This window comes from Novosphingobium anseongense, from assembly GCF_037482895.1.
Taxonomy (GTDB): domain Bacteria; phylum Pseudomonadota; class Alphaproteobacteria; order Sphingomonadales; family Sphingomonadaceae; genus Novosphingobium; species Novosphingobium anseongense.
This window is the reverse complement of the sequence record NZ_JBBHJZ010000001.1, coordinates 585,824-609,809: the sequence shown is the minus strand read 5'-3', so window position 1 is coordinate 609,809 and position 23,986 is coordinate 585,824. Positions and strand designations below refer to the sequence as shown.

Annotated in this window: 27 protein-coding genes, 1 tRNA gene and 1 other RNA gene; 12 read left to right on the top strand and 17 right to left on the bottom strand. The window is 67.1% G+C overall.

From position 1 onward, the window contains the following. The first annotated feature begins 157 nt into the window (after window positions 1-157). Together WG901_RS02990 and WG901_RS02985 are read left to right on the top strand one after the other, a co-directional pair. A complete protein-coding gene (locus tag WG901_RS02990) occupies window positions 158-424 on the top strand; it encodes a hypothetical protein (RefSeq protein ID WP_339585525.1) in 267 nt (88 codons plus the stop codon). A gap of 238 nt (window positions 425-662) precedes the next feature. Then, window positions 663-917, top strand: a complete 255-nt coding sequence (locus WG901_RS02985; RefSeq protein WP_339585524.1) for a hypothetical protein — start codon at window positions 663-665, stop codon at window positions 915-917. On the opposite strand, the gene pssA is transcribed toward WG901_RS02985, so the two are convergent. From pssA to WG901_RS02965, 4 genes are all read right to left on the bottom strand, one after another. Then, complete coding sequence (gene pssA, locus WG901_RS02980; protein WP_339585523.1) at window positions 865-1,671, bottom strand: CDP-diacylglycerol--serine O-phosphatidyltransferase; 807 nt, start codon at window positions 1,669-1,671, stop codon at window positions 865-867. The two genes, WG901_RS02985 and pssA, sit on opposite strands and share 53 nt — an antisense overlap. Beyond that, a complete protein-coding gene (locus tag WG901_RS02975) occupies window positions 1,668-2,417 on the bottom strand; it encodes a phosphatidylserine decarboxylase (RefSeq protein WP_339585522.1) in 750 nt (249 codons plus the stop codon). Before WG901_RS02975 ends, pssA begins: the two co-directional genes overlap by 4 nt. 280 nt (window positions 2,418-2,697) lie before the next feature. Further along, window positions 2,698-4,011, bottom strand: coding sequence for a chromate efflux transporter (gene chrA, locus WG901_RS02970; protein WP_339585521.1), 1,314 nt, complete (start codon window positions 4,009-4,011; stop codon window positions 2,698-2,700). A gap of 175 nt (window positions 4,012-4,186) precedes the next feature. Next, window positions 4,187-4,272, bottom strand: a tRNA-Tyr gene (locus WG901_RS02965). 154 nt (window positions 4,273-4,426) lie between these two features. Here WG901_RS02965 and rlmB point away from each other — a divergent pair. Both rlmB and WG901_RS02955 read left to right on the top strand, forming a co-directional pair. Further along, window positions 4,427-5,224, top strand: a complete 798-nt coding sequence (gene rlmB / locus WG901_RS02960; RefSeq protein WP_339585520.1) for a 23S rRNA (guanosine(2251)-2'-O)-methyltransferase RlmB — start codon at window positions 4,427-4,429, stop codon at window positions 5,222-5,224. Window positions 5,225-5,255: 31 nt separating this feature from the next. Then, window positions 5,256-6,086, top strand: a complete 831-nt coding sequence (locus tag WG901_RS02955; protein ID WP_339585519.1) for a hypothetical protein — start codon at window positions 5,256-5,258, stop codon at window positions 6,084-6,086. A 100-nt stretch (window positions 6,087-6,186) separates the two neighbouring features. Here WG901_RS02955 and WG901_RS02950 read toward each other — a convergent pair whose 3' ends face one another. After that, window positions 6,187-6,459 (bottom strand): HU family DNA-binding protein, encoded by a 273-nt coding sequence (locus WG901_RS02950; RefSeq protein ID WP_339585518.1) that lies wholly within the window; start codon window positions 6,457-6,459, stop codon window positions 6,187-6,189. A gap of 245 nt (window positions 6,460-6,704) precedes the next feature. Beyond that, window positions 6,705-9,062 (bottom strand): endopeptidase La, encoded by a 2,358-nt coding sequence (lon, locus tag WG901_RS02945; RefSeq protein ID WP_417602573.1) that lies wholly within the window; start codon window positions 9,060-9,062, stop codon window positions 6,705-6,707. A 252-nt stretch (window positions 9,063-9,314) separates the two neighbouring features. On the opposite strand from lon, the gene WG901_RS02940 reads away from it, so the two are divergent. Together WG901_RS02940 and WG901_RS02935 are read left to right on the top strand one after the other, a co-directional pair. Next, window positions 9,315-9,710, top strand: coding sequence for a VOC family protein (locus WG901_RS02940; protein WP_339585516.1), 396 nt, complete (start codon window positions 9,315-9,317; stop codon window positions 9,708-9,710). A gap of 60 nt (window positions 9,711-9,770) precedes the next feature. Further along, window positions 9,771-10,559, top strand: a complete 789-nt coding sequence (locus WG901_RS02935; protein WP_339585515.1) for a TSUP family transporter — start codon at window positions 9,771-9,773, stop codon at window positions 10,557-10,559. Here the strand turns inward: WG901_RS02935 and WG901_RS02930 are convergent. The 4 genes from WG901_RS02930 to ffs all read right to left on the bottom strand — a co-directional run bounded on the left by WG901_RS02930 (window position 10,556) and on the right by ffs (window position 13,183). Continuing rightward, window positions 10,556-10,723 carry a hypothetical protein gene (locus tag WG901_RS02930; protein WP_339585514.1) on the bottom strand — a complete coding sequence of 56 codons (168 nt, stop codon included), beginning with the start codon at window positions 10,721-10,723 and terminating at the stop codon, window positions 10,556-10,558. The two genes, WG901_RS02935 and WG901_RS02930, sit on opposite strands and share 4 nt — an antisense overlap. A 150-nt stretch (window positions 10,724-10,873) precedes the next feature. Further along, window positions 10,874-11,209, bottom strand: a complete 336-nt coding sequence (locus tag WG901_RS02925) for a YbaB/EbfC family nucleoid-associated protein (RefSeq protein ID WP_339585513.1) — start codon at window positions 11,207-11,209, stop codon at window positions 10,874-10,876. Next, complete coding sequence (locus WG901_RS02920) at window positions 11,206-13,041, bottom strand: DNA polymerase III subunit gamma/tau (protein WP_339585512.1); 1,836 nt, start codon at window positions 13,039-13,041, stop codon at window positions 11,206-11,208. Before WG901_RS02920 ends, WG901_RS02925 begins: the two co-directional genes overlap by 4 nt. A gap of 44 nt (window positions 13,042-13,085) precedes the next feature. Continuing rightward, window positions 13,086-13,183: signal recognition particle sRNA small type (gene ffs, locus WG901_RS02915), an RNA gene on the bottom strand. A gap of 105 nt (window positions 13,184-13,288) precedes the next feature. Between ffs and WG901_RS02910 the strand changes: the two genes are divergently transcribed. Further along, window positions 13,289-13,759, top strand: a complete 471-nt coding sequence (locus WG901_RS02910; protein ID WP_339585511.1) for a hypothetical protein — start codon at window positions 13,289-13,291, stop codon at window positions 13,757-13,759. Window positions 13,760-13,801: 42 nt separating this feature from the next. Here WG901_RS02910 and WG901_RS02905 read toward each other — a convergent pair whose 3' ends face one another. Beyond that, window positions 13,802-14,080 (bottom strand): ETC complex I subunit, encoded by a 279-nt coding sequence (locus WG901_RS02905; protein ID WP_339585510.1) that lies wholly within the window; start codon window positions 14,078-14,080, stop codon window positions 13,802-13,804. 31 nt (window positions 14,081-14,111) lie between these two features. Beyond that, window positions 14,112-16,550 (bottom strand): ATP-dependent helicase HrpB, encoded by a 2,439-nt coding sequence (hrpB, locus tag WG901_RS02900; protein WP_339585509.1) that lies wholly within the window; start codon window positions 16,548-16,550, stop codon window positions 14,112-14,114. 63 nt (window positions 16,551-16,613) lie between these two features. Between hrpB and WG901_RS02895 the strand changes: the two genes are divergently transcribed. Then, window positions 16,614-16,814, top strand: coding sequence for a hypothetical protein (locus WG901_RS02895; RefSeq protein WP_339585508.1), 201 nt, complete (start codon window positions 16,614-16,616; stop codon window positions 16,812-16,814). Between the two features lie 28 nt (window positions 16,815-16,842). On the opposite strand, the gene WG901_RS02890 is transcribed toward WG901_RS02895, so the two are convergent. Then, window positions 16,843-17,859, bottom strand: a complete 1,017-nt coding sequence (locus WG901_RS02890) for a polyprenyl synthetase family protein (RefSeq protein WP_339585507.1) — start codon at window positions 17,857-17,859, stop codon at window positions 16,843-16,845. Window positions 17,860-17,936: 77 nt separating this feature from the next. Between WG901_RS02890 and WG901_RS02885 the strand changes: the two genes are divergently transcribed. Both WG901_RS02885 and WG901_RS02880 read left to right on the top strand, forming a co-directional pair. Continuing rightward, window positions 17,937-18,236: a chorismate mutase gene (locus WG901_RS02885; protein WP_339585506.1), complete on the top strand. Its 300-nt coding sequence runs from the start codon at window positions 17,937-17,939 to the stop codon at window positions 18,234-18,236. Further along, window positions 18,233-18,364: a hypothetical protein gene (locus WG901_RS02880; RefSeq protein WP_339585505.1), complete on the top strand. Its 132-nt coding sequence runs from the start codon at window positions 18,233-18,235 to the stop codon at window positions 18,362-18,364. Before WG901_RS02885 ends, WG901_RS02880 begins: the two co-directional genes overlap by 4 nt. Here WG901_RS02880 and WG901_RS02875 read toward each other — a convergent pair whose 3' ends face one another. The 3 genes from WG901_RS02875 to WG901_RS02865 form a co-directional block, all read right to left on the bottom strand. Next, entirely contained in the window at window positions 18,365-19,681 is a 1,317-nt protein-coding gene (locus tag WG901_RS02875; RefSeq protein WP_339586634.1) for a sensor histidine kinase, read from the bottom strand. A gap of 148 nt (window positions 19,682-19,829) precedes the next feature. Then, entirely contained in the window at window positions 19,830-20,507 is a 678-nt protein-coding gene (locus WG901_RS02870; RefSeq protein WP_339585504.1) for a response regulator transcription factor, read from the bottom strand. An 80-nt stretch (window positions 20,508-20,587) separates the two neighbouring features. Further along, window positions 20,588-20,881, bottom strand: a complete 294-nt coding sequence (locus tag WG901_RS02865; protein WP_339585503.1) for a PepSY domain-containing protein — start codon at window positions 20,879-20,881, stop codon at window positions 20,588-20,590. Window positions 20,882-20,999: 118 nt separating this feature from the next. On the opposite strand from WG901_RS02865, the gene WG901_RS02860 reads away from it, so the two are divergent. After that, entirely contained in the window at window positions 21,000-22,784 is a 1,785-nt protein-coding gene (locus WG901_RS02860; RefSeq protein WP_339585502.1) for an ABC-F family ATP-binding cassette domain-containing protein, read from the top strand. A gap of 64 nt (window positions 22,785-22,848) precedes the next feature. Here WG901_RS02860 and WG901_RS02855 read toward each other — a convergent pair whose 3' ends face one another. Continuing rightward, window positions 22,849-23,319, bottom strand: coding sequence for a DUF6456 domain-containing protein (locus tag WG901_RS02855; RefSeq protein WP_339585501.1), 471 nt, complete (start codon window positions 23,317-23,319; stop codon window positions 22,849-22,851). A gap of 87 nt (window positions 23,320-23,406) precedes the next feature. Here WG901_RS02855 and WG901_RS02850 point away from each other — a divergent pair, with 87 nt between their 5' ends. Beyond that, a complete protein-coding gene (locus tag WG901_RS02850) occupies window positions 23,407-23,982 on the top strand; it encodes a helix-turn-helix domain-containing protein (protein WP_339585500.1) in 576 nt (191 codons plus the stop codon). Window positions 23,983-23,986 lie beyond the last annotated feature (4 nt).

Genomic DNA, 23,986 nt, shown 5'->3' with positions numbered 1-23,986 from the left:
GCACGATCAAGGCGTTAATGGATCCTTTCTGCGCAATAGTAGTTTTACCTAGGTAAAACTCCGTGATAGAAAGCCCTCACCAGGATTTGAACAGGTTTTCCACAGGTTAGGGCACAGCACGGGGGCAAGTTGCGGGGCACGCATCAGGAGCAGGTCCATGTCCGTGTTGTTGGATTTCGTCTTTGCCGGTCTGGGCGGCCTCGCCCTCGCCGCGATCGCCGCCAGTTTCCGTCAGGCCCTTGCACCACTCGCGGAATTGCGCTCAGCCCTGCGGCAGCCGACCTTTACCGATGAAGTCAGGCTGACTTTGCGCGAACATCGCGTGCTCGTGCGTGCGCCGCGGAGTCCGCTGCGGCATCGTCATGGCCCCAAGCCCGTGACTCACCGCGTCAGCAACCGTTTGCCGCGACGCGCAGTCGCCTGACGGCACCATAGGCCCGGCGAAGGCGCCGAGCCTCATTTTTCGCATAACCTTAAGTGGTTGAATTTCCTGTGAAGACCTCAGCCCATCGCAGCAAAAGCGCAAACGGCCGCAAAATGGGCTTGACCGTCGGAACAAAACAGGAACATATTCGCTTCATCCGGAACATAACCGGTTCTACCGCGGTTATCCACACGATTTCCACTCTGAAACCAGAGTGCCGAGGCGAAGGGTTTTCGAGATGCTTGCAGTTCTCCTGACGACGCTGTTCACCGCCTCGGGCCTGCTGGCCGCTTCGGTCATGGCCGCGAGCTGGCGCCGTTACGGTCGCCAGGCCCTCGCACTCCGCCGCGAACTCGTCGACCATAGCGAATGGCGCGAAGTGCGCGTGACGATCGAGGAGGTTACCGTGCGCACCAGCGCCACCGTCCTGCACCCGCAGTTCAGAGCGGTGCGCCGGAATCCTTCGCGGCCCGCGCTTCCCGCGGCCGCCTGATCCGGGAATAGCTGACCAGTCCCACGGGGATCAGCAAAAGATAGGCGGCGCAGATCACCACCAGCGTGAGCCAGGGCTCTGTGACGAGCGCAGCGACGAGCAGACCGGCAAAGGCAATCATCTCCAGCCGGATATTGCGCCGCGGCCGCAGCTTTCCCCAGGACAGGGTCGGCACGCTCGAGATCATCAGGAAGGCGATCAGCGCGAGCCAGATAGCAACGAGGATCGGCGCGGCGAAGATTTCGTGGTGACCGCTCGCCATCCACAGATACATCGGCAGGAAGGCCAGCCCGGCGCCGACGGGCGCGGGCACGCCGGTAAGGAAACCGGCTGATTTGTGCGGCTGATTTTCGGAATCGATGCGCGCATTGAACCGCGCAAGGCGCAACACGCAGCAGATCGCGAAGGCCAGCGCGGCGAACCAGCCGACGCTGGGCAGCGACTGCAGGGTCCATAGATAGATGATCAGCGCCGGCGCGACGCCGAACGAGATCGAATCGGCCAGGCTGTCGAGTTCGGCGCCGAAGCGCGACTGCGCGTTGAGCAGTCGCGCCGCACGACCGTCGATACCGTCGAGCACGCCCGCGAGGATCACGAGTTGGACGGCCTGCTCGAAATCGCGCGCGATCGCGAAGCGGATACCGGTCAGTCCAACGCAGAGTGCCGCCGCGGTGATCGCGTTCGGCACCATCGCCCGCAAGGTCAGCCCGCCGCGCAGACGGCGCGAGGGCCGGCGCGGGTCGGTTTCCGTCACTGCATGATCCCTTCGATCGGGCCAGCCTGGCCGATCTCTGCAAGGATCGTCTCGCCCGCGACGATCTTCTGGCCGAGCAAGACCCGCGAATCGGTGCCCTCTGGCAGGTAGACGTCGACGCGGCTGCCGAAACGGATCAGGCCGACGCGCTGACCGGCTGCGAGCATGTCGCCCGGCTTGACGAAGGGCACGATACGTCGCGCGACGAGACCGGCGATCTGGGTGAAGCCGATCGCGGTGCCGTCACCGCGCTCGATCAGGATGTGCTGACGCTCGTTCTCCTCGCTGGCCTTGTCGAGGTCGGCGTTGAGGAAACGACCGGGGATATAGATCACCCGGCGCACCGTGCCGCCGATCGGGGCGCGGTTGATGTGGACGTCGAACACCGACATGAAGATAGAGATGCGCGTGACCGGCGCCTCGCCGAGCCGCGCCGCGGCCGAACCGTCGTCGATCGCCAGTTCGCGCGGTGGCGGCACCTTCTGGATCAGGGTCACGAGACCGTCGGCCGGGGCGACGATGTAGCGATCGCCCTGCGGCGTGACGCGTTGCGGATCGCGGAAGAACGCGCAGATGCAGAACACCAGGAGGCCCATCGGCCAGGCCACGGTCTCCCAGGCGAGGAACGCGAAGAGCGCGCAGAGCACCGCCGCTATCGCCGCGAACTTGCGCGCCTCGGGATGGATTGCGGGCCAGCGCCAGCTTGCTTCGCCGCGCCCTTGATTGTCGAGAATTTCACCTGCCATGCCGGGGGTATTAGGTAGTGCCCGCGCGATTGCCAAGCGCAGCCCGTGTCTTCGCGCGGGAGAAGCCCGCCGCGAGCGCCAGGGCTCGGGCATAACTGTCGTCGATATGCTGCCTGGTGGACACAAATCGGTCGTTCGCGCGTTATACCTCTGCCGCGCACCCCACACATAACCGGCGCGGCACGACCCCGAGGGAAGAACAGCCCCTCGTGCCCTAAAGCCCCGCCCAATCGAGCGGGGCTTCTTTTGGGGGACCATCCCCCCGGCCTCGTCGTGCAGGTCAGCCGATCCGCGCCAGAATCAGCCCGCCGAGCGCGGCGATCACGAGCACCTTGATGACGTTGAGCCGGAACCGGAAGATGAGCGCCGCGGCGAGCGCGGCAAGGAGTGCGGCGCGCCAGTCGAATGTCGGCCAGTCGGGCGCGTAGAGCCGCAGAGGACCGATCCGGAACTCGTCCACGCGCGCGAAAAGAACGTGGAGCATGAACCACAGGCTGAGATTGGCGATGACGCCGACCACGGCCGAAGTCAGCGCGGCGAGGCCGCCATTAAGCCGCCGGGCATGCTCCAGCCGCTCGATCCACGGCGCCAAGGCGAATATCCACAGGAAGCAGGGCACGAAAGTCACCCAGGTGGTCAACGCCGCACCGAGCATCCCCGCGACCAGCGGCGTGAACGGTTCGGGCGCGCGAAAAGCCGCCAGATAGCCGACGAATTGCGTGACCATGATCAGCGGGCCCGGCGTCGTCTCGGCAAGACCGAGCCCATCCGCCATTTCACCCGCCGACAGCCAGCCAAAGCCGTGCACCGCCTCCTGCGCCATATAGGCCAGCACCGAATAGGCGCCCCCGAAGGTGACGATCGCGAGCTGCGAGAAGAACACGCCGACGTGCCAGAGCACGTGGTCCCGCCCGAGCACCAACAGCACGAGGCCCATAGGCAGGGCCCAGACCGCGCTCCAGACCAAAACCGCGGTCACGGTCTGCCTCCAGGGCCGCGGGCTCGCGGCCGGCGGAGCGCCCAGCGGCTTCAGCGCGAGCCATTCGGGCCGAACCGCGGCGACCACTATGCCGATCGCCCCCGATCCCAGCACGACGAGCGGAAACGGCAGGTCGAGGAAGAACAGGGCGAGAAAGGCCACGACCGCCAACGCCTTCTTGAAACGGGTGTTGAGCGCCCTGCCGGCGATTCGCATCAGCGCCTGGACAACGATCGCGAGAACGGCCGCCTTGATCCCGAGAAACAGCGCGACGAACCACTCCACCTGGGCCGACCAGGCATAGAGCATCGACAGCGCGAGGATGACGAGCGCGCCGGGCAGCACGAACAGCAGGCCGGCCGCGAGGCCGCCACGCAGACCGTGGAGCTTCCAGCCGATCCATGTCGCGAGTTGCTGGGCCTCGGGTCCGGGCAGGAGATGGCAGAAGTTGAGCGCGTGGAGATACTGCGCCTCGCTGACCCAGCCGCGCTCTTCGACGAGTTCGCGGTGCATCAGTGCGATCTGGCCCGCGGGCCCGCCGAAGCTGAGAAAGCCGATGCGCGCGCAGACGCGCACCAGCTCGGGAAAATTCGGTTTTTCGGAAACGCCGGTCACATTCGCCTCATGCCTTTCGTCCGCAGCACTGCGGACGATCAAGGCAACACTTGGGCGACGGGGCCTGGACGGGAGGTTGCTTCATCCCGTGGACACTGTCTAGCAGCCCACAGAAAACCTGCCAAGCCGGTGACTATCGAGGAAGGAGGATCGCCCCGAAGGGCGCAGAGGTCGGTGGTGGACAGGGCTGGATTCGAACCAGCGTACGCTTGCACGGGCAGATTTACAGTCTGCTGCCTTTAACCACTCGGCCACCTGTCCACACCGGTTGCCGGTGCGGGGTAAACCCCGCTTCGTGCGGCTCCACAAGGGAGCCTTCCGGCCGAGAGGCGCGCTCATGGCGAAGCGAGCCTTGCCTGTCAATGGGGCGACTGGCAGGAGCGCGGTGTTTCACGCGAATATAAAAGGACATGACATGAGCGCCGGCAAAGAAGATCGCCCGAAGCGAGCCCTGCGCGGACGCGCCGGCCGGATGAAAGGTGGCCGCGGCAGCGGGCGCGCAAGCACCGGCCAGGTGCGACTCTGGGGTCGCCACGCGGTCGAGGCCGCGCTCAAGAATCCCGATCGCAACCACCACAAGCTCTGGGCAACACGCGAAGGCATCGATTCGCTCGACGGCGAACTGCCCGCCAACTTCCCGGTCGAATATGCCCAAGCGGCTGATCTCGCCCGACTGGTGGCGCGCGACGCGCCCCACCAGGGCCTCGTGCTCGAATGCGCGCCGCTCGACGACATCTTTCTCGGCGACATCCTGGAAGGCGACCCCACCCGGCCGCTGCTGATTCTCGACCAGGTCACCGATCCGCACAATGTCGGCGCGATCCTGCGCTCGGCCGCGGCCTTCAACGCCTGCGCGATCGTCACCCAGGATCGCCACGCCCCGCCCGAATCGGGCGTGGTCGCGAAGTCGGCCTCGGGCGCGCTGGAGGTCGTCCCCTGGATCCGCGTGGTGAACCTCGCACGCGCGCTCGAGGAGATCGCCGAAGCGGGCTACTGGCGCATCGGCCTGGCGGGCGAGGCCAAGTCCAGCCTGGCCGAGGCCCTGCCCGCCGGCCCTGTCGCGCTGGTGCTCGGCGCCGAGGGCGAAGGCATGCGCCAGAACATCGCCGGGCACTGCGACGCGCTCGCCAGGCTGCCGATCAGCGAGGCGATGGAAAGCCTCAATGTCTCGAACGCCGCGGCCATTGCACTCTACGCGGTCGCCACGCGATAAGAGGCGGACACTCGCAAAGGGGGGAGAATCGATGCAGCCCATTTTCGTGCCGCGAACGGGTGGCATCGTGCTCGCCCTGATCAGCCTGCTTCTGTCGGCCTGTCTCTTCGCGCCGGGCAAGTTCACCTCGACGCTCGACTTGCGCAAGGATGGGCAGTTCAGCTTCGCCTATACGGGCGAGATACACATGCTCGCACTGAGCAAGCTGGCCGAAGAGGCGAACAAGGCGCCCGAGAGTTTCACCGCCGAGACCTGCTACAAGGACGACAGCTTCGACGAGCGCCCCTGCACCGAAGAGGACCTGGCCAAGCAGAAGCAGGCCTGGGAAGAAGAGCAGGCGCGGTCAGCGGAAAAGCGGCGGCAGGACGCGCAGTCGATGCGCGCGATCCTCGGCGGGATCGATCCGAGCAGCCCCAAGGCGGCCGAAGAGCTCGCCGCGCGGCTGCGGCGCCAGGCCGGCTGGAAGCGCGTCGACTACAAGGGCGATGGGCTGTTCGACGTCGACTTCGCGATCTCGGGGCGGCTCGACCACGACTTCACCTTCCCGACGATCGAGCGTTTCCCGATGGCCAATGCCTTCGTGCAGATCGCCCTGCGCAACGACGGCACGGTACGCATCGATGCACCGGGTTTCGCTCCGGCGTCGGGCGGCGAGCCGTTCCGTTCGATGATGGGCGCCAAGGACAATGCGCCGCCCGTCTCCCAGGCCGACGGCACGTTCACCGTCCGCACCGATGGCACGATCCTGGCAAACAACACCGATGAGGGGCCGCAAACCGATCCGGCCGGGCAGAAGCTAGACTGGGCCGTGAACCTGCGCACGCCGGCAGCGCCTACGGCGCTGATCAAGCTGGGGACGTAAAAATGAGAATGCCGCGTCTGAGGGTCAGACGCGGCACCGGTACTCCCAATCTTTTTTATTTTCGTGGCGCGGCGAGAGGCATGCCGCGCGAATAGGACGCTTAGTTGACCGCGTCCTTGAGACCCTTGCCGGCCTTGAACTTCGGCTGCGATGAAGCCTTGATCTTCATCGGCTCTCCGGTGCGGGGGTTGCGGCCGGTCGAGGCCTTGCGCTTGGCGACAGAGAACGTACCGAAACCAACCAGGCGAACTTCGTCGCCCTTCTTGAGCGCGCCCGTGATGGCTTCGAAGATACCTTCGACAGCCTTCGTGGCATCGCTGCGCGTCAAACCGCTGGTATCCGCGACCGCGCCGATTAGATCGTTTTTGTTCATTATGGAAACCCCCTACCTTTCAGTGGAACCGAAACCGATTTCGCCTCTCCAACAAGCGGCGCGAATTGAGCGAGTTTTCCGGAAGCTGTCAAAGCGAAATGGTGGCTCCAGGCCTTGAATCTTCCCTAATTTCCGCGCTTTTGGGCAAAGAACGCGATTTTGCCCCCGACGCTCTGGCCCCATGCGAAACGGCGACCCGGAACAGGTTCCGAGTCGCCGCAGTGCAACAATACTATGTCGCCGGATCAGTGCGCGGTCGGCGATGCCGACGGAGCATTGGCTGGAGGCGCCGCCGACTGGCTCGCCAGTTCGTCCGCCTCGGTCCACTCGATGGCTTCCAGCGGCTGCGTGAGCGCCCTGGCGAGCACCTCGTCGACGTGGCTGACGGGGATGATATCCAGCCCCTCCTTCACGTTGGCGGGGATCTCGGCGAGATCCTTCTTGTTCTCCTCGGGAATCAGCACGGTCGTGATCCCGCCACGCAGCGCCGCGAGCAGCTTTTCCTTGAGACCACCGATCGGCAGCACGCGGCCGCGCAGGGTGACCTCGCCGGTCATCGCCACGTCGGCGCGGACGGGAATGCCCGTCAAGGTCGAGACGATCGAGGTGACCATGCCGATGCCCGCCGAAGGGCCGTCCTTGGGCACCGCGCCTTCGGGCAGGTGGATATGGATGTCCTTGCGCGCGAAGATCGACGGCTTGATGCCGTAGGCCGGGCTGCGCGCCTTGACGAAGCTGTAAGCCGCCTGGACGCTTTCGGTCATGACCTCGCCGAGCTTGCCCGTGGTGCGCGCCGCGCCCTTTCCGGGCACGGTGACGCTTTCGATCGTCAGCAGCTCGCCGCCGACCTCGGTCCAGGCGAGGCCCGTGACCGCGCCGACCTGGTGCTCGTCGTCCGACATGCCGTGGCGATACTTGCGCACCCCGGCGAAGTCGCCGAGGTTCTCGGGCGTGACGGTGACGCCGGTCACCTTGCCCTCGAGGATCTGGCGCAGCGACTTGCGCGCGAGCTTGGCGATCTCGCGCTCGAGCGTGCGGACGCCGGCCTCGCGGGTGTAATAGCGGATCAGGTCGCGCAGGCCTTCCTCGGTCAGGGTGAACTCACCCTTCTTGAGCCCGTGCGCCTCGATCTGCTTGGCGATCAGGTGCCGCGTCGCGATCTCGACCTTCTCGTCCTCGGTATAGCCCTCGAGCCGGATGATCTCCATGCGGTCGAGCAGCGGCTGCGGCAGGTTCAGGCTGTTCGCCGTGCAGACGAACATCACGTCCGACAGGTCGATGTCGAGTTCGAGGTAGTGGTCCTGGAACTTGGCGTTCTGTTCGGGGTCGAGCACTTCGAGCAGGGCCGAGGCCGGATCGCCGCGGAAGTCCTGGCCCAGCTTGTCGATCTCGTCGAGCAGGAACAGCGGATTGCTCGCGCCCGACTTGCGCAGGTTGGTGACGATCTTGCCCGGCAGCGAGCCGATGTAGGTGCGGCGGTGACCGCGGATCTCGGCCTCGTCGCGCACGCCGCCCAGCGACTGGCGGATGAACTGGCGGCCGGTCGCCTTGGCGATCGACTTGCCCAGCGAGGTCTTGCCGACGCCCGGCGGGCCGACGAGGCACAGGATCGGCCCCTTCAGCTTGTTGGTGCGCGCCTGGACGGCCAGATACTCGACGATCCGGTCCTTGACCTTCTCGAGCGCGTAGTGATCGTCGTCGAGCACGGCCTGAGCCGCGGCGATATCCTTCTTGAGCTTGCTCTTCTTGCCCCAGGGCAGGCCCAGCAGCACGTCGAGGTAGTTGCGGATGACGGTCGCCTCGGCGCTCATCGGCTGCATCGACTTGAGCTTCTTGAGCTCGGCCGTGGCCTTGGCGCGGGCTTCCTTCGAGAGTTTGAGCTTCTCGATCTTCTCGGCCAGCTCGGCGATCTCGTTGGCTTCATCGCCCTCTCCGCCGCCGAGCTCGGACTGGATCGCCTTGAGCTGCTCGTTGAGGTAGTATTCGCGCTGCGTCTTCTCCATCTGCCGCTTCACGCGGCCACGGATCTTGCGCTCGACCTGCAGCACGCCGAGCTCACCCTCCATGAAGGAAAAGACCATCTCGAGCCGCTTGAGCGCGTCGATCTCGGTCAGCAGGGACTGCTTGTCGGAAACCTTGGCCGAAAGCTGCGCGGCGATCGTGTCGGCGAGCTTAGAGGCGTCCTCGATGTCGCCGAGCTGCTCGCCCGCATCCTGCGAGAGCTTCTTGTTGAGCTTGGCATATTCGCCGAACTGATCGACGACCGAGCGCATCATCGCCGAGACTTCGGCGCCCTCGGTCTCGGCCGGCTCCACAGCCTCGACCTGGGCAACGAGCATTTCGCCGCTGGCGCCCTGTTCGGTGCGCAAGGACTGGAGCTGCGCGCGCTGCTGGCCTTCGACGAGCACGCGGACCGTGCCGTCGGGCAGCTTGAGCAGCTGGAGAACACGCGCGATCACGCCGGTGTCGTAGAGATCGTCGCGATCGGGATCGTCGCAGCCCGGATCGAGCTGGGCGAGCAGGAAGATGTCCTTGTCGCCGGTCATCGCCGCTTCGAGCGCGGCAACCGATTTCTCGCGGCCGACGAACAGCGGCACGACCATGCCGGGGAAAACGACAATGTCGCGCAGGGGAAGGAGGGGAAGCAAATTCACGGTCAGTATCCACCCACTACGGCGCACGGGAAGCGCGCCTGCCGGAGAGTTCCGGCGTTCCCGCATGATATGGGATGCAGGTGCGCGGCGCGCAATGGTCGTGCGACCAGAGGCTGTGGATGGGCCGTGGCGGTGTCTCAGCTCGGGAAACCTTTGGCGCGCAGATCGGTTGCAACGGCAACCCGGACCGGAGGAACACCCGTGAAACTGCATCGCGGCCGCCTGATCGACCACGTCCATATCCGCGCAGCCGACCTGCCCGCCTCGCAGAAATTCTACGCGGCGCTGCTGCAGGCGATCGGCATCGAAGCCGTCGTGGACGACAGCCATATCCAGGCCGACGAGCTGTGGATCGACCAGGGTGAGCGCGGCTCGCGCATTCACCTCGCCTTTCAGGCCGCGGACCAGGACATGGTGCGCCAGGCCTACGCAGCCGGCCTCGCCGCCGGCGGACGCGACAACGGTGCGCCGGGCGAGCGCGACTATCACCCCGGTTATTACGCGGCTTTCCTGCTCGATCCCGACGACAACAATATCGAAGTGGTGTTCCACGGGCCCGCCGAACGCTCGGCCGCGAGCGTCGAGGTAAGCTTCTAGCTTCGCGCAATCGCGCAATCGCGCATTCCGCTAGCCCCCGCGACAGGCTAGAGCGCAAGGATGGACGTGGGTATCGACATCATAGCCCTGCTCGTGGGCGTCGCTTTCCTTGCCGGTACGATCGACGCCATCGCCGGCGGCGGCGGACTGCTGACGATCCCGGCGCTGCTCGCGGCCGGCCTGCCGCCGGTCGCGGCGATCGCCACCAACAAGCTGCAGAGCTCGTTCGGCACGGGTGGCGCGGTCTTCGCTTTCGCGCGCAAGGGGCAGATCGACTTCAAGCGCTTTGCCCTGCCCGCGCTCGCCTCGTTCACGGGTTCGGCGACGGGCGCCTTCCTGCTGACCCTGATCGACCCGCATTTCCTATCAGGGCTGATCCCCCTGCTGCTGATCGCGATGGCCGCCTATTTCCTGCTCGCGCCGAAGATGACCGACGAGGACCGCCACGTCCTCGCCGGGCCGCCGCTGCTGCTCGCCATGGCCTTCGTCATCGGCGGCTATGACGGCTTCTTCGGGCCGGGCACGGGCTCGTTCTTCATCACGGGCCTGGTCGCGGTGTTCGGGCTCGGCGTGACGCGCGCGGTGGCACATACCAAGCTGCTCAACTTCGCGAGCAACGTGGCCGGCCTAGCCGTGCTGATCGCCAGCGGGCACGTCGTCTGGACAGTAGGCCTCGCCATGGCCGTGGGCGCGCTCGCCGGCGGTCAGGTCGGCGCGCATACCGCAATCCGCTTCGGCGCTGGCACCGTGCGGCCGCTGCTGATCGTCATGTGCCTGGGCCTCACGGCCAAGCTGCTAGCCGATCCGGCCAATCCGCTGACGGCGATGGTGCTGGGCTGGCTAGGCTAGCGAGCCTTGCGGAACACCCAGTGCTCGTCGAGTGCGGCGATGTCCTCGCCGATGTCGTGACGGTGGTGATGAACCGCGCCGCGGTGGTCGCTGGCGGCGGTGTTCGCACGAACCGCCGATGGCACGATCTTGCCGACCGACGATCTCTCGTTCTGCACGCGCATGGTAATCCTCCTGCCCAGGAAGAAGCCTCGCCGCCATTTCGCGGCGGCGATGACTTTACCATGCAATGCTATGTTGGAGTCGAGACCGCTTGATGACAGCGAGCCAACGCCACGCCGCTAGCAGGGAACGGCTGGTCTCTGAAACCGCTATTAGAACGGCATCTTGAAGCCCGGCGGCAGGCCGAGGCCCTGCTGCGCCTTGGCCATTTCCTCGTTTGCGACCGAGTCCGCCTTGACGCGCGCGTCGTTGTAGGCCGCGGCGATCAGATCTTCGAGGATCGGCTTTTCCGACGGGGTCATCAGGCTGTCGTCGATGGTGACGCCGATGACGCGGCCCTTGGCCGAGCAGCGGATCTTGACGAGCCCGCCGCCCGAGAGGCCTTCAACCTCGATCCCGTCGAGCTTGCCCTGGGTCTCGTTCATCTGCTTCTGGATGGTCTCGGCTGCCTGCTGGGCGGCCTGGATCATCTCTTCCATCGATTTCATCGTCTCTGACTCCATTTGCGACCGAACTGGGCGTCGTCGCTTTCATTCATTTCCTGCGCGTCGGGGAAAGCCGCGAAGACTGCCTCGACCAGCGGCGAGCGGCGCACGGCCTCCTCGTTCGCGGCCTTGACGGCATCGCGCTGCTCGATCAGCGTCGGCTGCCCCGGCGCGTCGCAGCGCTCGACGGTCCAGCCCTGACCTGTCGCATTCTGGCCTGTGGCCTTGTCGAGCGCCACGCGCATCTCGCGCGACATGTCCTCGGAAAAGCCCGGCGGCTGTGACCAGCGCAGCGTATCCGCGGTCAGTTCGACCACGCGGACCTGCATTTCCATGCGCGTCGCCAGCCCGAACTCGATGTCCTTAACCCGCTCGACCAGCGCTTCCCACGGTAGCGCCACCGCCGAGGCGGCCGGCGCCGGGCTGCCGTCGACCGAAGCGGCCATCACCACCGGGCGCGAGGCAAGCTCGTCGAGCTTGCGCGCGAGTTGGCCGGGATCGGGCATGTCGGTCGCATGCATGACGCGCAGCAGCGCCATCTGCGCCGCGACCAGCGGATCGGGCGCGGTGCGGACCTCGTCGAAACCCTTGAGCAGAAGCTGCCAGAGGCGGTGCAACTGGCCGGCGCTGAGCCCCTTGGCCCAGCCCTCGATCGTCTCGCGCTCCTCGGCCGAAGCGGAGTCGGCGGCATGACCGCCGATCTGCGCGACGGTGACCTTGTGGGTCAGGTCCATCGCCCCGCGCATCAGCGCCAGCGGCTCGACCCCGAGCGAGAACTGCTGTGCGACGAGATCGAGCAGAGTGCCGCCGTCGCTCGCCAGCAACGCGGCGAAGAGCCGGCGCTGGACGCTCTTGTCGGCCAGGCCGAGCATGTCGCGAACCTGTTCGGCGCTGACCTTGCCATCCGAATCGAGATCGGCATGAGCGATCGCCTGGTCGAGGATCGACAGGCCGTCGCGCGACGAGCCCTCGGCCGCCGCGGCGATCATCGCCAGGGCTTCGGCATCGGCGAGAACGCCCTCGGCCTTGCAGATGTCGGTGAACTGCTGGATCAGCAGCGGCACGGTGATGCGGCGCAGGTCGAAGCGCTGGCAGCGCGAAAGCACGGTGACGGGCAGCTTGTCCGCCTCGGTCGTCGCGAAGAGGAACTTCACATGCGCCGGCGGTTCCTCGAGCGTCTTGAGCAGCGCGTTGAACGCGTTGCGCGAGAGCATGTGAACTTCGTCGATGATGTAAATCTTGTAGCGTGCCGAGACCGCGGCATAACGCACGGCCTCGATGATCTCGCGGACGTCGTCGACACCGGTGTGGCTCGCGGCGTCCATCTCGATCACGTCGATGTGGCGCCCCTCGGCGATCGCCACGCAAGGCTCGCAGATGCCGCAGGGATCGATCGTCGGACCGCCCTGCCCGTCCGCGCCCACGCAGTTGAGCGCCTTGGCGATCAGGCGCGCGGTCGAGGTCTTGCCGACCCCGCGCACGCCGGTCATCAGAAAGGCATGGGCCAGGCGATCGCGCTTGATCGCGTTCGCCAGGGTCTGGACCATCGGCTCCTGGCCGATCAGCTGCGCGAAGGTCTGCGGTCGATATTTGCGCGCCAGCACGCGATAGGGCTGCGCTGCTGGAGCCGACGGCGCGGCGACGGGCGCCGAAACGGGCGGCGGCGGGGCCGAGACGGCGACCGGAAGTACCGGGGCCGGCTCTGGCAGCACCGCAGCAGGCGGCGCAGGCTCGCCGAACAGCGCGGATTGCCCCGCGGCCTCGAGCTCGGCCGCGCTCGGCGGAAGCTCTTCTTCGGGCGTTTCGTCGCCAAACATGTCGGGTGAATCGCCCATGCGCTCTACCTAGGCCCCCAAGGGGGAAATGGAAACACGAGCGGATGAAAAGGAGCCGGGCGACCCGCCGCAACCCGTTGTGGCTGCTTCCTTCCGGACCTGACCAAGTTGGCGAGCGCAAACGCCCGCCCGGACTCCCGGTCGCGCATATGGCGGCGGTCGCGGAAAACCGCAAGAGCCCTCCGTGTCATTGTTGCAAGCTGCGCGCGTTTGCGGCAATTAGGCGGGGCAATTCAGGGGGATTATCATGCGCAAGGCTTTCGCCCAAATCGTTGGTATAGCTACACTTCTCGCGGCAGCAACGCCGCATGTCGCCTATGCCCAGAACATCGACTTCGGCGATGACAGCGGCAAGTTCGCCAAGGACGGCGAATGCGACGACATGCGCTTTTCGGGTCCCGGCATGACCGACACGACCTTGATCGACAGCGACATCCGCCACGATGCGAGCGATTGCCGCTCGGCCTACAACCAGGGTCGGCTGACATATCAGGGCGGCCGCCGCTCGGGCGCGACTCCGGTCGCCGCGACAAGCGACGCCGATCGCATTCAGTGGGGCGACGACGCCGGCAAATATGCCAAGGACGGCGAGTGCGACGACAAGCGCTTCCAGGGCGCTGGCATGACCTCGACCCCGCTGCTCGATTCGGACATCAAGCACGACGCGACCGACTGCCGCACCGCCTTCCGCCAGGGCCGCCTGCAGCTGCGCCAGTAGGCCTTTTCGAGCCTCTCCCGCGTCGCGGGGGAGGCCTTTCGCTTACTTGAAGTTGTCGGCGTAGGCCTGGATCTTCAGCCGCTTGGGCGGCGTCGGCGTGACTCGCGCCTCGATGCCGTACTTGTCGGCATAGGACTGGGCATCGGCCTGCTCTGCGAACTTGAGCACGACCTGCTGCTGCGTGTCGCCGCTGCCAGCCCAGCCCATCAGCGGATCCGGGCGCTTGGCCTCGGCCGGCGCGAATTCGAGAATCCACTGTTCGGTGAGCGCCTTGCCGGACTGCATGGCGTTCTTCGGGCGCTGATAGATGCGTGCGGTCATAAGCGCCGATTGTCCCGAATCGCTTTCGGAATCAAGTGCGGCGTGAGGCCTCGAAGGCATTCTTGGTCTTGAGGCTCGGATCCTCGGCCCAGGGTTCGTCGGGCCAGCGGTGCCGGGGGTAACGCCCCTTCATGTCCCGCACGACGTCGCGCCACGACCCGCGCCAGAAGCCGGGAAGGTCGCGCGTCACCTGGATCGGCTTGCCGCCAGGCGACGTCAGCTTGAGCAACAGCGGCTGTGGGGGCTGGCCAAAGCCCGGATGGCGATCGAGCCCGAACAGCGCCTGGACTCTTACCTCGACCGAAGGACCACCCTCGTCGGTATAGTCGATCGCATGGGTAGATCCGGCCGGGCTGCGGAATTCGGCGGGCGCCAGCTTCTCGAGCCTTTGCCGGTCGTCGTAGGTCAGGCGGTTGCGCAAAGCCTCGTGGAGCTTGCCGCCCTCGAGCGTATCGAGCCGGCGATTGAGCAGCGGCGCCAGCCAGTCCTCCAGATCCGCCAGCAGTTCGGCGTCGGACAAAGCCTCGATCCCGGCGTGACGGGCGCGGGTCAGCAGCGCGCGCGATCCGGCGGAGAACGGCACGAGTTCGAGCCCTTCCGACCGCACGCGCTCGAGCAGAAAAGCGACGATCGCGGCTTTGTCGGGTGCCGAATCCGGCCCCTTGCTCACGGTGATCGTGCCGAGCCTTTGTTCGAGCAGCGCCTCGACGCGATTGTCGTCGGCCACCCAGCGTAGGGTCGATCGCTTCTCGATGCGATGCCCGAGCCAGCGCAGCACTTCGGTCTCGGTCAGGGGAATCGCACCGGTAATCCGCGCGCCGCCGGCAGAGCCCTGCGCCTCGCCCACGGCCAGCCATTCGGCGCGCGCCAGCGACGAGGCGGGATCGAGCCGCAGCCCCCTGCCCCCGGCGGTCAGCCAGTCCTCGCCCTTGGCATCACGGCGCTTGGCGAGATTGTCGGGGAACGCGTCGGCCAGCAGCACACCGAGCGGAATGCCGTCGTCATCGCCGCGATCTCGAACCCGCCGGGCCCATCCCGACGCCAGCTTGCGCGAAGCCTCGGCGCGACCCGAACGGTCGCCGTTCCAGCGATCGAGCCGCAGCGAAAGGTCCTCGCCGCGCCCGCCGAGCCCGCGTTCCTGCAGCAGCAGCGCGAGCCGCGCGGCATCGCGCGCCGCGCCGTGCTCGGCCGCGAAGAGCAGCATGTGTGCGAGCGGCGGCTCCATCGGCAGCGCCGCCATCGCCTTGCCGTGGTCGGTGATGCGGCCTTCGGCATCGATGGCCTGCAAGGACGAGAGCTTCGCCCGCGCCGCGCCGACCGAGGCCGCGGGCGGCGGATCGAGCCAGGGCAGCGCCGCGGGATCGCCCGCGCCCCATTGCGCCAAGGCCAGCAGCAGCGGCGCGAGATCGCTGGTCAGCATCTCGGGCGGATCGAAGGCGGGGCGGCCGGCATGGGCCGCCTCTTCCCACAGGCGATAGGCGACTCCCGGCCCCTGGCGTGCCGCGCGACCCGCACGCTGGGCGGCGGCGGCCTGGCTGGCGCGGTGGGTAACGAGCCGGGTCACCCCCGCGGCCTTGTCGAATTCGGCGCGGCGCGAGAGGCCCGCGTCGACCACGACCGAAACGCCATCGAGGGTCAGGGAGGTCTCGGCGATTGCGGTCGCCAGCACGATCCGCCGCCGGCCGCCGGGGTCGCGCTTGATCGCGGCGCGCTGCGCGCCGGGCTCGCACTGGCCGTGGAGCGGCAGGATCAGTTCACCGGGCAGCCGCTGTTCGAGCCGCTCCCGCGTGCGCTCGATCTCGCCGACGCCGGGCAGGAAAGCGAGGATATCGCCCGTCTCCTCGCGCCAGGCCGTGAGCACGGCCGAGGTCATCGCGTCCTCCATGCGCAGCTCGGGGCGAGCACCGAGCCAGCGAATCGCCAGCGGCCAGGCCTTGCCCGCGCTTTCGATCACCGGCGCCCCGTCGAGCAGGCCGGCGAAGCGCGTGCCGTCGATCGTCGCCGACATGACGACCACGCGCAGGTCGGGCCGCAGCACCTGCTGGCTCTCGATAGCCAGCGCGAGGCCAAGGTCGCTGTCGAGATGGCGTTCGTGCGCCTCGTCGAACAGCACGGCAGAAACGCCCGAAAGTTCGGGATCGCCGAGGATCGTCGAGACGAAAATCGCCTCGGTCACGACGAGCACCCGCGTCGCTGCCGAGCGCTTGGAGTCGAGACGCGTCAGGTACCCCACGGTCTGCCCCGGCGCCTCGCCGAGCAGTTCGGCCATGCGCTCGGCGGCGGCGCGCGCGGCGACGCGGCGCGGACTGAGCAGGATCACCGTGCCCCGGCACCAAGGTTCGGCCAGCAATGCCGTCGCCACCGAGGTGGTCTTGCCCGCGCCGGGCGGCGCAATCAGCACGGCGCTTTCCCGCTCGCGCAGCGCGGCGAGCAGGTCCGGCAGGACGGCGTGGATCGGTAAGTCTTTCATCGCGATGCAACCAAACTGCGCCAACCGGGTTTGGCCATCGGATCGAACAGACGGGACACGAACATGGCCAAGACCCTGGCACAATTCAGCATCAAGCGCACCGGCGAAGACTATCGCATCACGCTCGAGGACGAGGACGGCGGCACCGCCACCTGGAATGCCGACGAAGACCAGCTCGACCAGATCGTCGAAGCGATCGAGAACCGCGACGAGGACGAGGAAGAAGCGGCCGAGTCCGATGAAGACGAAGAAGACGAGGACTAAGCGCTCTCGTCTTTCGCGCTAGCAGACCTCAGTAGCGGCGCGAGACCGCGAACTCGGCGGCTTCGGCCATCGCGTTCCGGGCCTCGCCCGCCGGGAACCCCGCAATCGCGTCTATCGCGCGCTGGGCGAAGTGGCGGGCGCGTTCGCGCGTCGCGCTGACCGTGTCGTGGCGATTGATCAGCTCGACCGCATGGGCGAGGTCTTCGTCGGAATTGCTGAAGCCGGCGATGGCGTCCTGCCAGAAGCGGCGCTCTTCGGCGTCGCCGCGGGCATAGGCGAGGATGACCGGCAGGGTCATCTTGCCGTCGCGGAAATCATCGCCCTTGCCTTTGCCGCTTTCCGAAGCCTCGGAATCGTAGTCGATCGCATCGTCGACGAGCTGGAAGGCGATGCCGAGATTGCGGCCGTAATCCTCGAGCGCGCGCTCCTCGGCCTCGTTCTTTTCGGCGACCACCGCGGCGATGCGCGTGGCCGCGGCGAAAAGCGCAGCAGTCTTGGCACCGATGATCGAGAGGTAGCGTTCCTCGCTGGTCTCGATGTGGCGCTGGGCGGTGAGCTGGTCGACCTCGCCCTCGGCGATCACGGCCGAGGCGTGGCTGAGAATCTTCAGCACCTTCAGACTGCCGTCCTCGACCATCAGCTCGAAAGCGCGGCTGAACAGGAAATCGCCGACGAGAACCGTCGCGGGATTGCCATAGACGATATTGGCCGTGGCCTTGCCGCGGCGCAGGTCCGAGCCGTCGACGACGTCGTCGTGCAGCAAGGTCGCGGTGTGGATGAATTCGACCGCAGCCGCCAGCTTGTGATGGCGCGTGCCCTGATAACCGCAGAGCTCGGCCCCGGCGATCGTCAGCATCGGCCGCATGCGCTTGCCGCCGCCCGAGATCAGATGGCCGGCCAGCACCGGGATCAGCGGGATCTGGCTCTGCATCCGGTCGAGGATGACGGAGTTGACGGCGTTCATCCCCGGCGCGGTCACGGCCAGCATCGGCGCGAGCGAGGGTTCGGACGCGCGCGGGCGCAGCGGGACGATTTCGGCGGACATGGGCTCGCGCATTGCAGGTGCGAAGAGGCGAACGCAAGTCTAGAGTCGTCGGGTCGGGCGTGCTAGCGGGTGCGGCGATGACCGAAACCGCTTCTCCCGACCCGGTGCTCGCCGGCTACCGCGCCTCGATCGACAACATCGATGCCGCGCTGATCCACATCCTGGCCGAGCGCTTCCGCATCACCAAGGCGGTGGGCGCGTACAAGGCCGAGCACGACCTGCCCGCCTCGGACCTCGGCCGCGAGGAGCGCCAGATCGCCCGCCTGCGCGCCCTGGCCGAAGCCGCCCAGCTCGATCCCGAGTTCTCGGAGAAGTTCCTGCGCTTCATCATCCAGGAAGTGATCCGCCACCACGAGCAGGCACAGGCCAAGGGTTGAGCAAACGACGCCCTGCCGCGACGACCGGCAGCGGCGGCAACTGCCTGATGCTCGGCGCAATCGCGATTGCCGTACTCTTGCTCCTGATCGGCGGCCTTGCCCATATTCATGGCGCGATCAGCCGTTGATCAACCCTTCGCGCGTGGCAGCCTGAGCTTGACCAGCAGCCCGCCCAGGTCCTCGCTTTCGGCCAGTTCGACCGTGCCGCCATAGATCTCGGCCACGTCGCGCACGATCGCGAGGCCCAGGCCCGTACCGGGCTTGCCCGTGTCGAGCCGTGCGCCGCGGTCGAAGATGCGTATGCGCTCCTCTTCCGGGATGCCCATGCCGTCGTCTTCGATCCAGATTTCGCAGGTCTCCGCGTCGGAAGCTGGACCGACCGTGACGAAGACACTGCCGCCGCCGTATTTCGCCGCGTTCTCGATCAGGTTGCCGAGGATTTCGTCGAGATCCTGGCGCTCGATCGCGACATTGGCCTCGCGGCTACCGTCGAGGTCGAAGCGCGTGCGTTCGTAGAGCCGCGTGACTGCGCGCAACACGGCCTCGACGCTGGCCCAGACATTGGCCCGCGACTGGCCGACGGCGCGGCGGCCGACGGCGCGCGCGCGGGCCAAATGGTGGTCGACCTGACGGCGCATCACCGCCGCCTCGCGGATCACCGTGTCCGAAAGGTCGGGCGCCCTGGCGGTCGCCGCGTTCATCACCACGGTCAGCGGGGTTTTGAGCGCATGCGCGAGATTGCCGGCATGGGTGCGCGCCTCTTCGGCCTGGCGATCGATGTGGACCAGCAGGCCGTTCAGTTCCTCGACCAGCGGCGCCACTTCTAGCGGCAGCGGTTCGGTGACGCGGTTGGCCCCGGTCGTGCGCATCTTCTGGATCGCGCGACGCACGCGGCGCAGCGGACCGAGGCCGTACCACGATTGCAGGCCGGCCATCACGAAGAGACCCAGGCCGAGAATGACGAAGCTGTAAATCAGGATCGAACGCACGCGGCGGATCTGCGCATCGAGCTCACCGCGGCCGGCGGCAACCGAGAACCACCACTTGGTCTCGCTGCCCGGCAGGATGATCGAACGCTCCATCACGCGCAGCTTCTCACCCTGGAACTCGATGCTGTCGTAGACGTGCGGCTTGGCATCGAAATGGTCGGCCCGCACCTGCAGGCTGCGATCCCACAGCGAGCGCGAGCTGAAATCGTCGTGGCCCGCCCCCCGGATCTGCCAGTAGAGGCCGGAGTTCGGCTCGAGGAAGCGCTGGTCGCCGAGCGGCCGGTTGAAGAACACTTCGCCATCGGGGCCGATCTCGGTCGAGGCGACCATGCCGGTCAGCATGTAGTCGAGCTGCTGGTCGAAATTGCTCGTGATCATCGAGGTCATCGCGCGATCGAGCGCGAGGCCGCCGACGAGCAGCAGGAAGGTGATCCATCCCGCCGCGATCAGCATCATGCGCTTCGACAGCGAGCCCGTGTGCGGCTTGGGCTTGTCGGCCTCGGCCGCCGCTTCGGCAGCCCCATCCACCACGACGGCGGGCGCGGCGGCTTGCGCAAGGCTCGCCTTGACCGGCGGCGGGGCGTTGTCCTCCGCCACGCCGCTATCAGCCGCGGTTGGCTTCGGCGGGATCGTCGAGGCTGTAGCCGAGGCCGCGGATCGTGGTGATCACGTCGGCGCCGAGCTTCTTGCGGATGCGCGTGACGAAGACCTCGATCGTGTTCGAATCGCGGTCGAAGTCCTGATCGTAGATGTGCTCGATGAGCTCGGTGCGGCTGACGACCTTGCCCTTGTGGTGGAGGAGGTAGGACAGCAGCTTGTACTCCTGCGCGGTCAGCTTGACCGGCTCGCCATCGAGCGTGACGCGGCCCGAGCGCGTGTCGAGCCGCACGCCGCCGGCGATCAGCTCGGACGAGGTGTTGCCCGAAGCGCGGCGGATCAGCGCGCGCAGGCGGGCGATCAGTTCCTCGGTCTGGAAAGGCTTGGCCAGGTAGTCGTCGGCACCGGCATCGAGCCCGGCGACCTTGTCGGACCAGGAATCGCGCGCGGTGAGCACGAGCACGGGGAACTTGCGCCCTTCCTTGCGCCACATGCCGAGCACGGTGAGGCCGTCGATCTCGGGCAGGCCGAGATCGAGGATCACCGCGTCGTATTCCTCGGTCGAGCCCATGAAATGACCGTCCTCGCCATCGACCGAGAGATCGACGGCATAGCCGGTCTGCTCGAGCGTCGACTTGAGCTGCTTGCCCAGAGTGGGTTCATCCTCGACTATCAGGATGCGCATTCGAAGCTGTCCCCTAAGAAAATCGTCGGAAAAATGCGGCCAAAGCCGCAGCGCGTCAAGCAAAGCACCCTATCGGCCCTTCAACGCGACTGGCTGATGATTGTGCCCGAACGGGCATCGACGTCCACGAAAACCACGCGCCCCTGGCGAATGAACTTGAGACGATAGACCAGAGCGGCCGGATCATATTCGGGACCGAGGTATTCCATGCCCGGCATCGTCGGCAATATGCGCTGCTCGATCTCGCGCAGCGGCCGCACGGCGCCGGCCTTCATGTCCTTGCGCACCTGCCCCTGAACGGTCGACGATTGCGCCAGCGCGAGGGGCGCAGGCACGGCCAGGGTGAGCAGGATGGCGAGAGCGGCACGGTTCATATTGGCGCTCTGCCTAAGACCCGCGCTTTGAACAAGGCGTGAATGCGCGGTTTTCCGCCAGCCAGCTTGAGCGTCAATGCGCTTGTCAACGCGGGGGCCGACCGCCTAGGGCGCCGCCATGGCAGTAGCACCGATACTCAGTTGGGAAGGCCTCGGCCTGATCCAGGGCTCCGGCTGGCTGTTCAAGGACCTCGACATAAACGTCGGCCCGCGCGATCGGCTGGCGCTGATCGGCCGCAACGGCGCGGGCAAGACGACCCTGCTCAAGCTGCTCGCAGGCACGGTCGAGGGCGACAAGGGCACGCGCTCGGTCCAGCCCGGCACGCGCGTGATCACGCTCGAACAGGACCCGTTCTTCACCGGTTATGCGACGCTGCTCGACTTCGCGCGGTCGGGGCCCGACGCACCGCCGCAGCACGAGGTGGAATCGATCGCCGGCCAGCTCGGCATCGATCTGTCGCGCGCAGCCGACAGCGCCTCGGGCGGCGAGCGGCGCCGCGCCGCGTTGTGCCGCGCGCTGGCCTCCGAGCCCGACCTGCTGCTGCTCGACGAGCCGACCAACCACCTCGACCTCGCCGCGATCGACTGGCTCGAGGACTGGCTGAGCCGCTACAACGGCGCTTTCGTCGTCATCAGCCACGACCGCACCTTCCTCACCCGCCTGACCAAGGCAACCCTCTGGCTCGACCGCGGCTCGCTGCGGCGCAAGGAGGTCGGCTTCGGCGGCTACGAGGCCTGGGAAGAGCAGGTCCAGGCCGACGAGGTGCGCAACGCCGAGAAGCTCGACGCCAAGCTCAAGATCGAGGCTCACTGGCTCGAACGCGGCGTCACCGCGCGGCGCAAGCGCAACCAGGGCCGCCTCGCCAAGCTCTGGGAAATGCGCGCCCAGCGCGCGGCCATGCTGAGCCCGCAGGGCGTCGCCAAGATGGAGATCGCCGGCGACGGCTCGAAAACCAAGGCGGTGATCGTCGCCGACAAGGTGGCCAAGCGCTTCGGTGAGCGCACGATCATCAAGGACTTCACGCTGCGCATCACGCGCGGCGATCGCATCGGCCTGGTCGGCTCGAACGGTTCGGGCAAGACCACCCTGCTGCGCATGCTGACCGGCGAACTCGCGCCCGACGCGGGCACGATCACGCTCGCCAAGACGCTTGACGGCGTCGTGATCGACCAGCAGCGCAGCCTCATGGCGCCCGAGAAGCGCGTGCGCGATGTCCTGGCCGAAGGCGGCGACTGGATCGACGTGCGCGGGGTGCGCAAGCACATCCAGGGCTACCTCAAGGACTTCCTGTTCGATCCCGGCCTGGTCGAGGCGCGGATCGGCACGCTCTCGGGCGGCGAGCGCTCGCGGTTGCTGCTGGCGCGCGAGTTCGCGCGCAAGTCCAACCTGCTGGTGCTCGACGAACCGACCAACGATCTCGATCTCGAGACGCTCGACCTGTTGCAGGAGGTGATCTCCGACTACGACGGCACGGTCCTGATCGTCAGCCACGATCGCGACTTCCTCGACCGTACCGTGACGATGACCCTGGGCCTCGACGGCTCGGGCAAGGTCGACGTCGTCGCCGGCGGCTATGCCGACTGGGAGAAGCAGCGCAGGAAGCCCCTCGTCACCGGGACTGCCAAGGCCAAGCTCGCTGCGGAAGCACCGCCCCCGCCGATGCCGGCGAAGAAGGGCAAGCTCACCTACAAGGACCAGCGCGACTACGACCTGCTGCCGGGCCGGATCGAGGAACTCGAAGCCGCGATCCTGCGCGACGAGGCGGCGCTCGCCGATCCCGCGCTCTACACGCGCGATCCCAAGAAGTTCGCCGCGCTCAGCGATGCGATCGCCAAGGCCCGCGCCGACAAGGACGCAGCCGAAGAGCGCTGGCTCGAACTGGCGGAACTGGTCGAGGGCTGAAACCCACAAGGTGACAAAGGTGACGAAGGTGACACGGTCCAAAGCGGCGAAGTGTCACCTTGGCTCACCCGATGCGATAGAACTCCGCCACCCGGTCGAGCGCCAGTCTGAGCACGAGCTTGCCGCTGCGCACCGGCCAGGCGAGCGCGCGTTCGGCCTCGGGCAGCCCCTCGCCCGCGCAGACCACGCGCCACAACACGTCGGCCAGTCCCGGCCCCGCCGCCGCGACGGCACCATCGAAACGCGCCTTCGCGACGATCTGGCGTTCGCCTTGCGTGAGACCCGAATCGCCGCCGCCAGACACGCGCACCGGGTCCCAGCGCATGGTCACGCTCGGCGCGAGCTGGGCGCGTTCCCAATCGGCCCGCAGCCTTTCGCCGGCGTCGAACTGGGCATCGGTCAGGTGCCCCCGTGCGTGAAGCCAGGTCAGCGGCGATTCCGCAAGATTGACCGCAGCGCTGCGCCCACCGCGCCGTGCGCTCCGGTGTGACGGACCTTCGGCCGTGAGTTCGCGTTCCTCGATGACCTGGCGCATGGGTGCCTCCTCGCTTGCCGCGCGGACTTGCCAAATGCGTCGGCCTGTAGGAAAGCGGAAAACCGATTTGGTTAACCTGGACAGGCCATGATCAACCGCATTCGCGATATCCGCCGCCAAAAGAACCTGACCCTGGCCGAAGTCGCCGCGCGCTGCAGTCCGCCGACCACGGCGCAGACGATCGGTCGGCTGGAAACGGGCACGCGCAATCTCTCGCTCGGCTGGATGAACCGCATCGCCGCCGCGCTCGAGGTCGATCCCGAATTGCTCGTGCGCGGGGAACAGGCCGACCAGCCGCGGCTTATTGCCCGCATGACCGATACCGGCGCCGAAGCGCTGACCGCCCCCCGCGACGCGATCCTGCCGACGGCGCTCGGCGACAACGGCGGCCTGCTCGTCGCCATGGCGATCGAGGCCAGCGCCGGCGAATACCGCGCGGGCGACCAGGTCTGGCTGCGCCAGCACGAGGCCGACGACTATGCCCGCCTGCTCAACCGCGACGTGCTCGCCCCGCGCAGCGGCGGCCGCTTCGCCTTCGGACGGATGATCGACCGCGCCGAAAACCGCGTCGCCCTGTTGCCGCCGGGCGCAGGTCAGCGGCAGGTCGTGATCGACAACCCGCCCTGGCTGGCGGTCGCCGAAATGCTGGTGCGGAAGCTCTGACCAC

What these genes read in the sequence shown, in the direction of transcription:
- WG901_RS02855 (WP_339585501.1), bottom strand. Translation starts at nt 23,319, where the DNA reads ATGCGCCAGGTCATCGAGGAACGCGAACTCACGGCCGAAGGTCCGTCA.
- WG901_RS02885 (WP_339585506.1), top strand. Translation starts at nt 17,937, where the DNA reads ATGACCGAAACCGCTTCTCCCGACCCGGTGCTCGCCGGCTACCGCGCC.
- WG901_RS02850 (WP_339585500.1), top strand. Translation starts at nt 23,407, where the DNA reads ATGATCAACCGCATTCGCGATATCCGCCGCCAAAAGAACCTGACCCTG.
- WG901_RS02860 (WP_339585502.1), top strand. Translation starts at nt 21,000, where the DNA reads ATGGCAGTAGCACCGATACTCAGTTGGGAAGGCCTCGGCCTGATCCAG.
- WG901_RS02905 (WP_339585510.1), bottom strand. Translation starts at nt 14,080, where the DNA reads ATGACCGCACGCATCTATCAGCGCCCGAAGAACGCCATGCAGTCCGGC.
- rlmB (WP_339585520.1), top strand. Translation starts at nt 4,427, where the DNA reads ATGAGCGCCGGCAAAGAAGATCGCCCGAAGCGAGCCCTGCGCGGACGC.
- WG901_RS02870 (WP_339585504.1), bottom strand. Translation starts at nt 20,507, where the DNA reads ATGCGCATCCTGATAGTCGAGGATGAACCCACTCTGGGCAAGCAGCTC.
- lon (WP_417602573.1), bottom strand. Translation starts at nt 9,062, where the DNA reads ATGGTCGTGCCGCTGTTCGTCGGCCGCGAGAAATCGGTTGCCGCGCTC.
- WG901_RS02925 (WP_339585513.1), bottom strand. Translation starts at nt 11,209, where the DNA reads ATGAAATCGATGGAAGAGATGATCCAGGCCGCCCAGCAGGCAGCCGAG.
- WG901_RS02875 (WP_339586634.1), bottom strand. Translation starts at nt 19,681, where the DNA reads ATGATGCTGATCGCGGCGGGATGGATCACCTTCCTGCTGCTCGTCGGC.
- hrpB (WP_339585509.1), bottom strand. Translation starts at nt 16,550, where the DNA reads ATGAAAGACTTACCGATCCACGCCGTCCTGCCGGACCTGCTCGCCGCG.
- WG901_RS02985 (WP_339585524.1), top strand. Translation starts at nt 663, where the DNA reads ATGCTTGCAGTTCTCCTGACGACGCTGTTCACCGCCTCGGGCCTGCTG.
- WG901_RS02920 (WP_339585512.1), bottom strand. Translation starts at nt 13,041, where the DNA reads ATGGGCGATTCACCCGACATGTTTGGCGACGAAACGCCCGAAGAAGAG.
- WG901_RS02935 (WP_339585515.1), top strand. Translation starts at nt 9,771, where the DNA reads ATGGACGTGGGTATCGACATCATAGCCCTGCTCGTGGGCGTCGCTTTC.
- WG901_RS02895 (WP_339585508.1), top strand. Translation starts at nt 16,614, where the DNA reads ATGGCCAAGACCCTGGCACAATTCAGCATCAAGCGCACCGGCGAAGAC.
- WG901_RS02950 (WP_339585518.1), bottom strand. Translation starts at nt 6,459, where the DNA reads ATGAACAAAAACGATCTAATCGGCGCGGTCGCGGATACCAGCGGTTTG.
- WG901_RS02890 (WP_339585507.1), bottom strand. Translation starts at nt 17,859, where the DNA reads ATGTCCGCCGAAATCGTCCCGCTGCGCCCGCGCGCGTCCGAACCCTCG.
- WG901_RS02865 (WP_339585503.1), bottom strand. Translation starts at nt 20,881, where the DNA reads ATGAACCGTGCCGCTCTCGCCATCCTGCTCACCCTGGCCGTGCCTGCG.
- WG901_RS02975 (WP_339585522.1), bottom strand. Translation starts at nt 2,417, where the DNA reads ATGGCAGGTGAAATTCTCGACAATCAAGGGCGCGGCGAAGCAAGCTGG.
- WG901_RS02930 (WP_339585514.1), bottom strand. Translation starts at nt 10,723, where the DNA reads ATGCGCGTGCAGAACGAGAGATCGTCGGTCGGCAAGATCGTGCCATCG.
- WG901_RS02955 (WP_339585519.1), top strand. Translation starts at nt 5,256, where the DNA reads ATGCAGCCCATTTTCGTGCCGCGAACGGGTGGCATCGTGCTCGCCCTG.
- WG901_RS02990 (WP_339585525.1), top strand. Translation starts at nt 158, where the DNA reads ATGTCCGTGTTGTTGGATTTCGTCTTTGCCGGTCTGGGCGGCCTCGCC.
- WG901_RS02910 (WP_339585511.1), top strand. Translation starts at nt 13,289, where the DNA reads ATGCGCAAGGCTTTCGCCCAAATCGTTGGTATAGCTACACTTCTCGCG.